Origin of the sequence: Streptococcus mitis (assembly GCF_023109105.1) — a bacterium.
GTDB classification, from domain to species: domain Bacteria; phylum Bacillota; class Bacilli; order Lactobacillales; family Streptococcaceae; genus Streptococcus; species Streptococcus mitis_BW.
In genome coordinates this window covers 106949-120982 of the sequence record NZ_JALDTZ010000003.1, presented here as the reverse complement: position 1 = coordinate 120982, position 14034 = coordinate 106949, and the positions used below count along the sequence as shown (strand labels likewise).

Below are 14034 nucleotides of genomic sequence, written 5' to 3'. Positions count from 1 at the left end.
AGCAATTATCCTTTATGTTCTTGTTTCTGTTCTTGCTTTTGATCCTGTTTAGGTTTGGCAGCAGTTTTTTTTAGCTTATCAACTACAAATACGAATCGGTGCTTATTCGGCTCAACTTGATTTCGGTCAGCCTTACGCATACCATGATATGCGATCAACAACGTATCAAAATCAATAGTTTCTTGATATCCAAGATTCAAAGCATCAATTTCTTCTGCTGATTGTTCAGTTACTTTCAAGAATACAGTGTCTTCTTGTCCTTCTGAATATACTAGAACTTCAACACCATCATAATCACCTTCTCCTGTTTCAAGATCAATATTTACAAACTGTGCCCCTTCATTCTTAATAAATTTACAATTCCCCAAAACTTCCTTTGGATTTAACAACAAGTCATTCAAAATACGATATTTTTTTGAAAAAATTTCTACACGATTTCCAAGTTCTAGTCCGTTTTTAGCCATTATTTATTACCTCCTACACGTTTAAGTCCTTTAGCCAATACATTTGTTGAAGCAGAGAAATTCGGTCCTTCAACATAATCTTCTAGGAAAATTGGATCAATAGGTTCAACTTCCTCATTTACTTGATATGTAGCCATATCTTTTGGAGTGATAATCGAGAACATACCATGTTTCCCATTCATCACAATATGTCGAGTCCCCTCAAAAGGCTTACCTTCAATAATTGCTGGTGCTTTTTCAGAGCGTACATAGTTAGCTTTCCCAATAGCTTCAGGATTGAATTTAAAGTTTTCAATTTTCATTTCTTATTTTCCTTTTCTATTTACATTTTTAAACAAAATAAAAGGACGATAATCCTGTTCTATTATCGCCCAACAACACAATATTCACTAGTATTTTTTACGTTTAAGACCAGCTAAACCAAGAACAGATAAAATAGCAGTACCTATCAATCCAAGAGAACTTGCATCAGTACCTGTATTTGGCAACTCTTTAAATTCTACAGATTGTTCTTGTTTAACAGATTCAACTGACTTGGATGGTTCAACTGGTTTAGATGGCTCAGTCGGTTTAACTGGATTAGGTAGTTTAGGTAATTTAGGAGAATTAGGAACTTCAGGAGTATGAGTCACTACTTTAGCTTCCATCTCTTGACCATTGACAATATTGACAAATTTATTTTCAACTTTCCCACTTGCGATACGCTCAACTTCGATATAGAAATCAGCATCAAACGTACCTTGTACTCCTAGAGAGTTTAGAAACTCTTTATCAATAGTGTAAGCCCACTTACCGTCTTGTTCGTTCCATGTTACTTTAACAATCTTCTTGATAAAGTCAGAGCTTGTACTTTGATCAAATTCAAATTTAAAAGCATAAGCAGAACCTTTCACAATCTGATCTCCTGCCTTAACCACTTTACCGTCAGCCAAGACGACATCATAAGGAAGAACTAAGTCTTTTTCAGCAAGGTATTCTGTACCACGAATGATTCCTGACCATTTGCCGGTATAACGATCATGTCTAACATCTAACTTATCAATACCATCATACTGATAAAGAGTGTCATGCTTCGCAGGAACAGTTACACCGTCCAAAAGATAACGTAGATATTCCCCAATTTGAATTTCTTGACCGTCACGAACTTTAGAATTATCTTTGTGATCCAAAGCATGTTTTTCAGGTTTCAAGTTAGGAACTTGAACCGTTACCAAGTTAGAAACATAGCCATTTCCAAAGTCAATTTGGTGGAAATCGTTCTTCACAATTTGACCTTTTTCTACCAACAAATGAGCAGGAAGATCAATCGTGATATTCTTAGCCTGTCTTACATAATTCTTATAGAATGAAGCCGAGTCTTTCGCTACAAACATATAGAACTCACCTTTTGGATTCAAGCCTGCCTCTTTCAAAATGTTTTGAATTTCCTGTGTACGTTCTTTTTCGGAAAGAACATGATACATATTAAAAAGATCCTTAACATCTTTACCAGTAGAATCCTTCATTGTGATTTTGTTATCGTCTACCATGTAAGCACCATCTTGTACATCATCTACCATTGCCCAAGTCTTACCATGAGTTTTAGAATCAGCAGTAAATGTTGAATATGGTTTGTAATCCGTTGTCAAACTGAATTTCACATTTTTATCAAATATATTTGCGCCATCAATATTGTTTCCAAAATTATCAGTAATGGCCTTTACAGGTTTTGGAGTGGAAGGAGTTACACGTAAACGTCTATATTTAATTTTTACAGTTGGTGCATCAGGTTTATTCGGCAAATCTTTTGGTTTTCTCAAAACAAGCTTTATTTCTTTAGTATCCTTTTTCTTCCACTCAGGTTCAACTGGTGGCTTAGAAAGAATAGTCACAGGCACTGTTGAACTTGCTTTACCAAAGATACCAACAGCCCACCCATCTTGATAGAAAATATCTTCATCTTTCAGATTACTTCCTGCTGAACCAAGCTGTCTTTTAACTTCTGCTCGTTTGGATTCAATTTCATCTTCTCCACGCACGCCTACTCCATTGTGATAAGTAAAATTCAACTTAGAACCATACCCAACAGAAAGAAGTGAACCAAGTGGAATATCTGATTCATCCCCTACGTTAGCATATCCAAGATCACCTGCTTTTACTCCCAATTCAGGGACATCATGAGTCCATGGTGTTTTATATTCGCCTTTATAATATTCCTTATTATCACGGTTTACTTTCTTAACTTCTGAACCAGCAGGGTTCAAAACAACTCCTTCTGAACCATCTTGATAAGTAAAGCGTAATTCTTGGCCATAGTCAATATCATTAAATGTAGAAGCGATAGCCATCACAACTTCTTTCCCTGTCTTTTCATCAAAGAAGTCAATTTTGGTGTCAAATTGAACTAGATTTCCAAAAAGGAAATTGATTGAACCACTTCCATTGTCTTTTCTAATAAAGATTTTTGTAGCACTTAATGGCTTGCTATCCTTAACCCACTCAGCTTCAGCACTATTGAAAGTAAATCGGGCAGAGATTTTCTGACCTTCTTTACTTTCAGCAACATTATGGAGCGTGAATGAATCACCTGCTTTTGGATTCACAATTTCAGCAAAAACATCATCATTTTTTGCGAGCAAGTCTGTACGACTTCCACTAATAATCGTGTCTGAATGTAGTCCAATATAATCTTTAACAGCCGTTAAACCTTCTACTCCTTCAAATGAAGCAGTTAGGTTGCTGTAATAGCCCACACTGCCACGTTTGCTTTCATCATAATTGCCATAAACTTTAATATGAGTATTGTCAGCCTTCAATCCTTTCTTAGCAAGTTCTTCTTTTTGCTTGTTGTAAGCAGTCAGTTCCTTGTTGTAGTTTTCTAGCTTCTTGTCATACTGCTCTTTTAGTTCAGTATTTTCCTTGTCAACCTTCTTATTATAATCTTCTTGAGCTTTCAGGCTATCTTTGTAGTCATCTTTTTTCTTTGCATTATCACGTTCGATACTCTCGTTTTCAGCTAAAACTGCTCGACGTTCAGCTTCGTTATTTGTTTTAGCTTTCTTATATTCGTCCGTTTTCTGTTTGACTTCTGATTCATGTTTTGCATATTCAGCTTCAATTTCTTTCTGCTTACTTACGACTGTTTCGCTTGTTGCAACTCCTTCATCCTGAACATCATCAATTTCAACATTTACCCCAGCTTCTTTAGCTTCAGTCATAGCTTTATCAAGCGATTCATGAGAAATCACAACTTCAAATTCTGCTTTCTTTTCTACAGCTATAGGGGTATTCACATTTACCTCATCAGCAGTTACAGTTGAAGAAAAAGCCATTCCCAACATTGCAAGTGCAAGGATAACTCCACAAGCACCACCAGATTTCATCTTACGAATAGAACCGTAAGCCTTAAATTCTTGATTTTTTAACATTTATTATTAATTCTCCTTTTATTGATATTTTAAATTTCTAATCTCGTCACTTTCAAGAAGGGGAACGAGATCGCTTAGTTACTACAATCATTTTTCTCCTTTTCTACAAATAAAAAAGCCAGTTCCCAACTGACTTTAAAAATAATAATTCATTTTTGTATGCTATCTTTTGAAATATCTATTCATTGATTGTTCAAAACTATAGAATCTTGCACATAAATTTTGAATAACTCGTTATCACCTCATTTCCTATTGTTAATTCACATAAAAGAATACAAGTATATTCTCTTGTGAAAACTAACAATAACACTTATTGTTAATTTTCTAATCTTTAAAGACTTTTATCCAAAGTCTTTACTGATTCCTGGTTATTTATATGCTCATATCTTCGCATATTTTCAGCTTCTAAGCCTACTACCTTCGCCAAAGTCACGAATTTAAGAATAACTCAATATCCCCTCTTTCTTACCTAAAGGCATTAGCACAAGTTAATTACTCAACTCCCACATACCGACCATACGACATATAGACTTCACTATCTCTCTCTAGCTACCTTCTACGAAGTATCATTGACTGTTTTCAGCCGTCAGTTCCCTTTACTTATCTACTAAGGCGAAAGGACGAAAAACCCAACGTGATCATATGAAATGACTAGTAGATATAAAACCTAGAGCTACTAACAGTCTTGACTTTTAACCAGAAATCACTTATAATTAAATTGCTACATTTATTAATCGTGTTTGGTCAGTGTAAATCATTGCCTGACACGTTTTTTTATTAAATTTTCAAAGCTCATACCTAACAACTTTTGTTGTTAAGAATATAATACTACATTTGTTGTTACAAGTCAATAGTTTTTTAATTATTTGGAGAGAAATTATGTTTTCTAACAGACTAAAGGAACTTCGGCAAAAAGCTAAAGTTACTCAAAAAGAATTGGCACAGTCTATAAATTCAAGCCAACAAAATATCGCCCTATATGAACAAGGTAGACGTAAACCTAAGTACGAAACTTTAGAAAAATTATCTGTTTTTTTCAACGTTTCAACTGACTACCTTTTAGGGAAAACTGATTTTCCTGAACCTGATTCGGATATTGATTTAGATACTGCTATTGATAATTCAGTCGCTTTCGATGGTACGCCTATCACAGATGACGACCGAGAAATCATCAAAAATTATCTGAAAGATTACTTCGCAAATAAAAAATAAGTATGAATCTAAATAAAGTTATAAAAGAGATTGAGCAATTAAACTGCCAAGTTGTCATTCTTGACAACTTATCCTGTAAGGGGAGATATGTACTTGCAAATAACAAACACTTTATTTTCCTTAGTTCCGATACAACAGATATTGAAAAAATAAATATACTTCTTCACGAAAAACACCATCTCATTAATGATGATTGTAACAACTCTTTATCTCAGATCGATACTTTTAAAAATCATATTGAATCTGACACTGAAAAAAGAAGAATCCTTGATTTTATGAGTCTAGTAAATAGTGAATACCCAATTGATGAAAGTTTTAATTATCAAAACTATATTTCGAACGCAGAAATTCCAGCAAAATATGAAAACTATGTTAAAGAAATAGCTAGACAATTTTATAATGATAACAAAAAAAATAACATTATCTGATGATAGTGTTATTTTTTGACTCTATAAAATTTGTAGAAATTTAATCCATCACATAGATTATACAATTTTTCAAACACATATAAAAACGCCCTTGAATTTATTTGTAATTACAAAAGATAGAATCACACTCTGATTCTATCTTAAAACTCTATACAAATTTGATTTTTTCTGGAGAACCAAGAGATGTAAATATTATACTCTCTGGAAAGACATAGTTATGTTTAAAAATATAATCAATTAACATTCTAGTCGATTCTGGATAGTTTTTAAAATATTCTTTATAAGCTTTATCTCTATATATGACACTTTGTTCCATCACAGAAATATATGAGGTGTTAGCATTACAGCTTGATTCTATACAATATTTCATAACATATTGTGACAAACTTTCTGAGTTTACTCTAGTTTTATCTCCCTTTTTATCTAAATATTCAATAATTGTATTAACTGGTTCAATGATATAATGAGTTCGTCGAGCTTGTAAAATAATATCAGACCAGTTCTTTATATACTCTGGCGCTTGATTGCTTAAAAAATTTTTTAAATGTCTAAAAATAGACTCTATTAAACTAAATGTATAGAAACCATCAACTGGGAAATATGTTGCCAATACTGATTGACTTCCTAACCCGAGAAACATATTTCCAATATTTAAATAGTGAGCATCCAATACCTGAGTCTGACATGCTCCCAATATTGTGACAGCAGGTACAACTTTTATATTATTTTCTAACTCAATCATATCAATTTCATCATCGCCAATATGAAGTTTACCAATCTGATCTGGTTGATTTCTACTCACTTCAGGCATACTACCATGTCCATAGTAAATAAAAAAAGTTGAAGGGTTTTCATTCATCGTACGAATAAAATCAGTTTTATTTTTAACTTCATAGTAATTAACACAATGTTTAGGAAAATACTCTTTTAGTAGCTCTCCCAATTTTTTTCCATTTTTATATAATGTATCATTAGGGTTAAGTGCATTAATAATTAAAAATGATACAGTAGCTTTTGGAATTTTTGTTAGTAAATTATGCTTTGCTGAGTTTACTAGCGTATTACCAGGAATAATTGGCAATCTGCTGATTGATTTTATTAAGCCCAGAGGAGTATCTTTATATTTAACCCATTCAATTGGTGCATCTGTAATGAATTTTATATGCTTCCCATATTTGACAAGTATATCAATAAACTCATCATCTAATGATAACTTTAACTTCTCAGATATTTTATGGAAATTATTATTAAATTTTTCAATTTCTGATAAATTGGCATTCTTCATTGTATTTTTAAACATATGGGAATACCAAACTGTTAGGTCTTGCGAAGGTAAGTTAGGTAAACGCACATACGGAGATTTTGTATCTAGTGTAAAATTAAGGGATAAAGAATCTAAAATTGAGTTTTCTGATGCTCTATCAGAAATGATTCTCAGCATCGTTTCGAAATCTTTGCCGCCCCCTATTCCATAATATCCTGAAAAATCATATATCTGCCTAAGAACAGGTTTAGATAGTCGTAACTGAAACTCTCTATTTAGTAAATCAACACTTGTTTTATTTACCATCGGCAACACAAATACCATATCTGTACGATAAACTATTTCGTCAAATTTTTCAAAAAAATAATCCGATAGATTCAAAAAATATTTTTCAAGAATATCCAAGTCTAAATCTGCAGTATCTATTGAATCATCCCATTTCCTTATAATTTCAATCAAAGAATCAATTCCTTTTTCATGTTTTGCAAGATATATGATATACTTTTCTGCAATTAGGAGCTTTAAATAATATTTCAAATCACTTATCGCTTGTTCCTCTGCCACTAGTTTTCCTTCTGTTGTTGGGTTATCAAATGGTTTTGGTTCCTGCCTATTTTCAAATATAGATAGGTACAAACCTCTATTACGATTGATTGCAATCTCTAAAGGTCGCAAAAAGTGCTTATGAGGTATGCTAATCGGCTCAATTTTTGTTTTATCAGAGATTGTAACTTTATTATCTAATATCTGACTAGCATTAATGCTATTTTTTTCAACAATCAATTGTAGTTTGCTGAAAGGAATATCTACTCCATCTGTTAAAAAAATCACAGGTAGTGTTGTTTCTTGTATTTGTTCAATAATAGGATGATCTTTTAATTCTTCAGGAATGAAAACGCAGCCTAAAGGAGTTTGTTTAATTAAATCTATAATACCCTCTGTATTCTTAATTAACAGCTCTATGTTTATGTATTCCGTAATATAATTTGGTTCTTCAACAAATGAGGATAGAGGCCAAGGAAGAACTAACTCTTCAAAACTTTTAGGTATATGAGCAACTAAATACCTTGATTGAGTATGAGTCACAATGTTCCTATTAAAACGATAGGAGAATGTGTCTCTCTCAATAAAATTTGGATTATCATGATTATTTGTAGTTAAAAAATAACTTACAAATGGTATGTTTAAAAACTGTTCTGTCATAATATTTCTTTTACTTTATCTTCTTATAATCTATGATATCTTTTTGATTTACAAAATAGAGATTCCCTCTCGTACGAGTACACGCAACATAAAATTTACTTTTGGTTTGTGAAGGAAGTTCATTCAAGCGATCAGCTGCGAATAATTTGTATGATGTTGGATTTAGTACTACACAAACATTGTCATATTCAGAACCTTTACTATCCCCCCAATTCTGACTCTTGCATTCATAATCATAAGATTTTTGATAAAAAAGTTTCATGATATTGTCATCTGTCATTATTGATTCTATTTTTTTCTGTGAATCGATAAGAGTAATTTGGGAAGAAAGCTTTTCTTCTCGCTGTGATAAAATTTCAATAGCTAAATTATCAACAATAAAGTCACAAACTATTTTGGGACAACGATAACTTTTTGACAAACTCGATAAATCAATTTCATATCCTGAATCAGAAATAACTTTTAACCAATTCTCAAAACTCGAATGGATCCCTTTTCCTTTATTACCTCTCCTTGAAGTACTAAAGGTTTTTTGATAAAAATCTCCAAATAAAAATACTTCTGCATTAAGATTACTTAAACTTAAAAGCCAATCAAAATCATCTGACTCAAAATCCTGACACTCATCTACATAAATACAATCAAAAAATTTATCAATTCTATCCAAATATGAATTATCAAATCTAATTTCTTTCCTCTTATAGATTAATGAACCCCTTAATAGAGATTTAGAAAGTTGATTCTGAACAATTCTTCCAGTATTATCTATAGCAGTCTTATCAAATTTTCCTTGAGTTTTATAATCAAAATTTATTCCTTTTGGTCGTTTCCCTAAATATGGCACTAAGCAAAAACTATATAGAAACTCAAAAACACCAAAAATAAAAGTAGACTCAGGAATGTAGCCAAATTTTTCAATCAACTTTGCTCTGATTGTATTCTGGTTCATCTCTGTATACGTAAGGATAAGATTTCTTTTTTGAGGATCAATACTTTCAATTATTTTAGTTGTTTTGCCACTTCCAGCAACAGCATGAATCAATCTTTTATTATCCATTCAATCGCCTCTTTAATATAATTGGGTATAATAAATTTTTCCCTTATATTATCAGTTTCCATTTGTTCTAGTAATCTCAGTGCAAATTCAGCCTTTTCCCTGAGCATGTATTCTAATAAATCATTAGATTTGGTTAGTCCTGAAGACTCTAATAAATCCGAGTTACAATTATAAATGCATATCTCAAATGTTCGATTATCATTATCTAAATCAGAAGAAACTTTTATATTCTGGAATTGTTGATAAGAACTATATTTTGACTGTACTTTACTTTCGTAATCACCATCATTATCCGTGATGACTACTACTTTTTTATCAGTAAAGTTAGTTGCAATTTCTAAATACCTCTCAAAACTTAATCCATCTACAGAAATAATTGATACATTAAATTCTTCAGGCTTTTTGGAGTGGAGTATTTCGAAAAACTTCTCTACTAAAATATACTCAGCATTTCCCTCAACAAGAATTATCTTCTTACCTAGAGAGAAGTTCAATAAATTTTGATTAGTAGATTTTTTGAAAAATCTTACAGTATCTTTTTTCAAACCTTTAAGTTTAGATATCTGACCATTATCTAAAAAAAGAAGATTGTCTACACCCAATCTTGAAGCAATCATATTTGAATGAGTTCCAATAAAAACTTGAACACCTGTATTTGAACTTAGCATTCTAACCAATTTCTGGAGGTTTTGGAAGCTCAAATGATTCTCAGGTTCCTCAATAAGTAGTATTTTAACCGTTTCCTTGAGATGACTGTATGCATTTTCAACACCTAATAATACCTTTTCTCCTTGCCCTAAATTTTTTATATCTACACCATTTTTTACAGCTGATACTGAATTTCTAAATGAATTTTCTGATTCGTCAAAATGAAGTTGGAATTCTGAAGCATTCTCCTTCAACAGTTCATCCTTCCTTAAAGTCTTTAAAAAATTAAATGAATTTATCCTGTATTGATGATTAACTTTTGCTCTATTCTCAGCTGATATATTATCCAAATATACCTCATGAATACGTTTTTGAATTTCTTGTTGTGTATCAATAAGACTCGTATTTATTATTGAATGTAGAAACTTATATGGTTTATTGTAAGAGGAATAGGTTTTTCCTGAAAATGTCAAAAATTCAACTCTATAGAACTCAAATGGAAAGACTGTCCAGTTACTATCATTTAAGACAGAAGTAATTTCAGCTATATAATCTTGATTAGGAATTATTTTTAATGAAAGTCCAAAAGCTTTGATTTTTTGAGAGTTATGTTTCCCTTCAATATTGAAGTTAGAGGAAATTTCAGTACTTAATTCATCAAAATAAATTTCAATGAAGACCTCAGGGAGCTGATTTATATCCCTTGTACCCATAAATTCTAAAATCGCTTCTTGATTAATGATACTAGACAAACTACTTCTTTCAATTTGACTGTGACTACCACTCAGCACTAAACCAATTCCGTATAATAGAGTTGATTTCCCAGCACCGTTCTCCCCAACAAAAATATTAACTTCAGAATTACAAGTAAAATCAACATTCTGATAACGTTTAAAGTTTTGTAATATTATTCTTGATATCATACAGACTACCTAAACCTCGCATATTAGTTTGAATAGTTATTTATTAATATTATATCACATAAATGGTGTTAATTTTTCAAAATTGTAATTACAGATAAGATGAATATTGCTTTATTCTTGCATCTTAAAAAGATTTTGACATAATTGTTGCATAATAAAGCAATAGGAGTTTTAGCTTATATTTTTTAGTATTCATCTTAAAGAACACATAATAGATAAACACTATTCCCAATCTGAGCTATCTAATCTATTAAAAATCAATAGAGCTTCGTACAACAAGTGGTAAAGTAGTAAATCCGTTCCAGATCAAAAAACTCATTCTGCTCTTGCAAGAACACTTGATGTTCCAACAACATATTTTGAATCAGTATACAAGATTATGATCCCCTATCTTTAGCTCTCTTAAAAAAATTAAGATTCTGATACTGAAAAAAGAAGAATCCTTGATTTTATGAGTTTAGTAAATAGTGAATACCCAATTGATGAAAGTTTTAATTATCAAAACTATATTTCAAATGCAGAAATTCCAGCAAAATATGAAAACTATGTTAAAGAAATAGCTAGACAATTTTATAATGATAACAAAAAAAATAACATTATCTGATGATAGTGTTATTTTTTGACGCTATAAAATTTGTAGAAATTTAATCCATCACATAGATTATACAATTTTTCAAACACATATAAAAACTTTCTTAAAATCATTTTAAATTACAAAAGAGAGAATCACACTTTGATTCTCTCTTTTACTATGTTAAGTATCAACTACAGTTTACAATTAACCTTCATTACTTAACCCATTCACCATTATAGTTTACGTAGTAACCACCTACTGTGGTATTAACAGCTAGAGCACCTGAACCATAGGCAAAGTACCATTTACCATTGACTTGGAACCAGCCTGTCTTCATATCTCCATTACTTGCATTTAGGTAGTACCAAGTTGAACCATCTTTCACCCAACCAGTAGACATTGCACCTGATGAACGAAGGTAGTACCAACTGTTAGAAACATAAGCCCAACCTGTTTTCATATCACCATTTTCAGCGTCAAGATAATACCAAGATGAGCCGTCTTGATACCAGCCAGTTGCCATAGCTCCTGATGAACGGAGGTAGTACCACTTGTTACCAAGATATTGCCAACCAGTTTGCATACTACCAGTTGTTGGATCTAGATAATACCATGGAGCAGCTTTTAGCTTATCTTCATCATATGTAAGAGGAAAATCCTTAACCCAACCACGTGCTAGCTCCCCAACAGTCAATCTGTTGATGCGAGAATCAAAGCCACCATCCTTCAGTAAATAATACCAGTCCCCCTCATCATAAACCCAACCAGTTTTTAAGGTGTGATAGCTATTCTGATCTGTAAAATAATAAACACGTTTTTCGGCTGGGCTATCATATTGTTCCCCATGATGTTTGTTGGTATTTGTAGCAGTTTTTGCTTCTAACACTTGCTTGCCAACAAATTCTTGTAGTACCCCATCTTGACCGAAGTAAAACCAATTTGGTCTAAAAGCAATCTCTTGTCTTGGAGAAGGACCAATCGTAACCCCTTTGTGTGGAGCAGGTATATATTGCCAGCCGACAACCATCTCTCCAGATAAAGGATCAAAATAATAGTACTTACCATCAATCACTCGCCAGTAGGTTTCTTTGAGTTCCCCCTTCTTGTAGTAGGTTCTACCATTTTCTTGGACAAATTGCCAGCCTTCTGAATCAGCATCATCCGCCAATACTGTACTTGTCGCTAGCAAACCAAAGAAAAATACTGTTAGTCCAACTTGTATTATTTTTTTCAAAATTTTCATCTATATACCCTCCGATATTAAATCCACTCACCAGATGAAGCAAAGTTATAAACTTTACCATCAATCGTCTGACTACCTGTGACCATAGCACCACTTGATTTGAGATAATACCATTCACCTGATACTTTTATCCATCCGGTTTTCATATCTCCATTAGAAGGATCTAGATAGTACCATGTTGAGCCATCTTTGTACCAACCAGTCTTCATGTCTCCATTACTCTTATCTAAGTAATACCATTTGCCTCGGAGGTATTTCCACCCCGTTGCCATTTCACCAGAGGAATCAAAATAGTACCATTTGCCACGTACATATTTCCAGCTTGTTGCCATTGCGCCAGAAGATTCAAAATAGTACCACTCCCCGGATATTTTTTGCCAATCTGTGAGCATCTTACCAGAAATATCTAGATAGTACCAAGTATCATTTATCTTTTGCAAACCTGTTTGCTTCGTACTATTCTTATAATAATACCAAGTACCGCTAATAAACTTCCATCCATCAATAGAATGTCCTTGAATAACAGAGTAGATGAAAGATAGAGCTTTCTCATTTAACTTGACAGCATAATTCATTTGTCCAGGGTCACTCCCAGAAACATGAACTCCGACAACCCTATTGGTAGAATCATACACTGCTGAACCGCTCGCACCAGCCTTTGTATCTATTTGGTAGAATAAAAAATCCCCTGTGTCTTTAAGAATATTCTTAAAGTCTGTATACATCTGCACGTCTTCACTAATGGCTGGATAACCAGTAATCGTAGCTCCTATATCTTTGAGATTTTCAATATTATTCGGAAGTCCTAACGTCCCTAATTGAGCACCAATCGGTTCTTCCAAAATTAAAACTGCTAAATCATAGGTAGTAAGCTCATCTGGAGCAGTATTTCGAAATTCTTTTAAATAGCGAGCTTCTTTTACTTTTATCCGACCAAATGGAGCATTATTGGGTGTAGCAGCAGGAGTAACATATAGTTCTTCTGCATCTTTACCAAACTCATGTCTATAAATATTATGAGCAGCAGTAATAAGGACATTATCCTTTATAAAATTGGCACTCCCTCGATAAGTTACATCTTCACCATCTTCCACACCACGAAATACTGACTCTACATAAGCTGATGTAGAATAAGGATATTGTAAAGTATTTTTTACCTTAACTAAATCATTTTTACCAATAATGACTTCTGACTGATTTGTATAATATTGACCATAAGTCGGTGAAATATCGGGAAGTGAAAAATTATTAGTTCCTGGACTCTCTTGTAATGTTTCACTTACCTCATATTCTTCACCAGTACTAGAAATAACAGTCAAAGCAGATACTGTCGACAACTGGCTAGCCAATAAAGTACTCGCAATAATTGAAATACCCAATTTTTTATAAAACGTTTTCTTCATTATTGATCCTCCTAATGTGATTATAGCATACTATTTTATACTTTTCAATATATTAATTGATAAAATTAAGAAAATTTAGCATCTTCTCACTAATCTAGTATACTATTGTATCTGTCAGGAAAATACACTTCAAACTTCTTAAATATATATAAAATAGACCATTCCAGAATCTACTTTGATCTATATTAATTTTGATCACAATTTTTTT

General features: G+C 32.4%; 10 protein-coding genes and 1 pseudogene. 3 read left to right on the top strand and 8 right to left on the bottom strand.

Annotation, left to right across the window (positions count from 1 at the left end; all coding sequences use genetic code 11):
• Positions 1-5 precede the first annotated feature (5 nt).
• The 3 genes from M1F37_RS03240 to M1F37_RS03230 form a co-directional block, all read right to left on the bottom strand.
• Positions 6-464: a hypothetical protein gene (locus M1F37_RS03240; protein ID WP_247934699.1), complete on the bottom strand. Its 459-nt coding sequence runs from the start codon at positions 462-464 to the stop codon at positions 6-8.
• Entirely contained in the window at positions 464-766 is a 303-nt protein-coding gene (locus M1F37_RS03235; RefSeq protein ID WP_247934698.1) for a hypothetical protein, read from the bottom strand. Before M1F37_RS03235 ends, M1F37_RS03240 begins: the two co-directional genes overlap by 1 nt.
• An 87-nt stretch (positions 767-853) precedes the next feature.
• Positions 854-3871, bottom strand: a complete 3018-nt coding sequence (locus M1F37_RS03230) for an SspB-related isopeptide-forming adhesin (protein ID WP_247934697.1) — start codon at positions 3869-3871, stop codon at positions 854-856.
• An 879-nt stretch (positions 3872-4750) separates the two neighbouring features.
• Here M1F37_RS03230 and M1F37_RS03225 point away from each other — a divergent pair.
• Both M1F37_RS03225 and M1F37_RS03220 read left to right on the top strand, forming a co-directional pair.
• The gene (locus tag M1F37_RS03225) at positions 4751-5083 is read left to right on the top strand and encodes a helix-turn-helix domain-containing protein (protein ID WP_247934696.1); all 333 of its coding nucleotides are present in this window, start codon (positions 4751-4753) and stop codon (positions 5081-5083) included.
• 2 nt (positions 5084-5085) lie between these two features.
• Positions 5086-5511 (top strand): ImmA/IrrE family metallo-endopeptidase, encoded by a 426-nt coding sequence (locus tag M1F37_RS03220; RefSeq protein WP_247934695.1) that lies wholly within the window; start codon positions 5086-5088, stop codon positions 5509-5511.
• Positions 5512-5659: 148 nt separating this feature from the next.
• Here M1F37_RS03220 and M1F37_RS03215 read toward each other — a convergent pair whose 3' ends face one another.
• From M1F37_RS03215 to M1F37_RS03205, 3 genes are read right to left on the bottom strand one after another with little or no spacing between them, the layout of a single operon-like run.
• The gene (locus M1F37_RS03215; protein WP_247934694.1) at positions 5660-7978 is read right to left on the bottom strand and encodes a hypothetical protein; all 2319 of its coding nucleotides are present in this window, start codon (positions 7976-7978) and stop codon (positions 5660-5662) included.
• 10 nt (positions 7979-7988) lie between these two features.
• A complete protein-coding gene (locus tag M1F37_RS03210) occupies positions 7989-9035 on the bottom strand; it encodes an RNA helicase (RefSeq protein WP_247934693.1) in 1047 nt (348 codons plus the stop codon).
• Positions 9017-10606 carry an ATP-dependent nuclease gene (locus M1F37_RS03205; RefSeq protein WP_247934692.1) on the bottom strand — a complete coding sequence of 530 codons (1590 nt, stop codon included), beginning with the start codon at positions 10604-10606 and terminating at the stop codon, positions 9017-9019. The genes M1F37_RS03210 and M1F37_RS03205 overlap by 19 nt, the downstream gene beginning before the upstream one ends.
• A 427-nt stretch (positions 10607-11033) precedes the next feature.
• Between M1F37_RS03205 and M1F37_RS03200 the strand changes: the two are divergent.
• A pseudogene (locus tag M1F37_RS03200) lies at positions 11034-11210 on the top strand (ImmA/IrrE family metallo-endopeptidase); the annotation flags it as partial.
• A gap of 184 nt (positions 11211-11394) precedes the next feature.
• Here the strand turns inward: M1F37_RS03200 and cbpF are convergent.
• Positions 11395-12423, bottom strand: a complete 1029-nt coding sequence (cbpF, locus tag M1F37_RS03195; RefSeq protein WP_247934691.1) for an N-acetylmuramoyl-L-alanine amidase family protein — start codon at positions 12421-12423, stop codon at positions 11395-11397.
• Between the two features lie 17 nt (positions 12424-12440).
• The gene (locus tag M1F37_RS03190; RefSeq protein ID WP_247934690.1) at positions 12441-13826 is read right to left on the bottom strand and encodes a trypsin-like serine peptidase; all 1386 of its coding nucleotides are present in this window, start codon (positions 13824-13826) and stop codon (positions 12441-12443) included.
• Positions 13827-14034: the final 208 nt, after the last annotated feature.

Coding starts and splice junctions, on each gene's coding strand:
- M1F37_RS03240 (WP_247934699.1), bottom strand. CDS start 464: ATGGCTAAAAACGGACTAGAACTTGGAAATCGTGTAGAAATTTTTTCA.
- M1F37_RS03235 (WP_247934698.1), bottom strand. CDS start 766: ATGAAAATTGAAAACTTTAAATTCAATCCTGAAGCTATTGGGAAAGCT.
- M1F37_RS03230 (WP_247934697.1), bottom strand. CDS start 3,871: ATGTTAAAAAATCAAGAATTTAAGGCTTACGGTTCTATTCGTAAGATG.
- M1F37_RS03225 (WP_247934696.1), top strand. CDS start 4,751: ATGTTTTCTAACAGACTAAAGGAACTTCGGCAAAAAGCTAAAGTTACT.
- M1F37_RS03220 (WP_247934695.1), top strand. CDS start 5,086: ATGAATCTAAATAAAGTTATAAAAGAGATTGAGCAATTAAACTGCCAA.
- M1F37_RS03215 (WP_247934694.1), bottom strand. CDS start 7,978: ATGACAGAACAGTTTTTAAACATACCATTTGTAAGTTATTTTTTAACT.
- M1F37_RS03210 (WP_247934693.1), bottom strand. CDS start 9,035: ATGGATAATAAAAGATTGATTCATGCTGTTGCTGGAAGTGGCAAAACA.
- M1F37_RS03205 (WP_247934692.1), bottom strand. CDS start 10,606: ATGATATCAAGAATAATATTACAAAACTTTAAACGTTATCAGAATGTT.
- cbpF (WP_247934691.1), bottom strand. CDS start 12,423: ATGAAAATTTTGAAAAAAATAATACAAGTTGGACTAACAGTATTTTTC.
- M1F37_RS03190 (WP_247934690.1), bottom strand. CDS start 13,826: ATGAAGAAAACGTTTTATAAAAAATTGGGTATTTCAATTATTGCGAGT.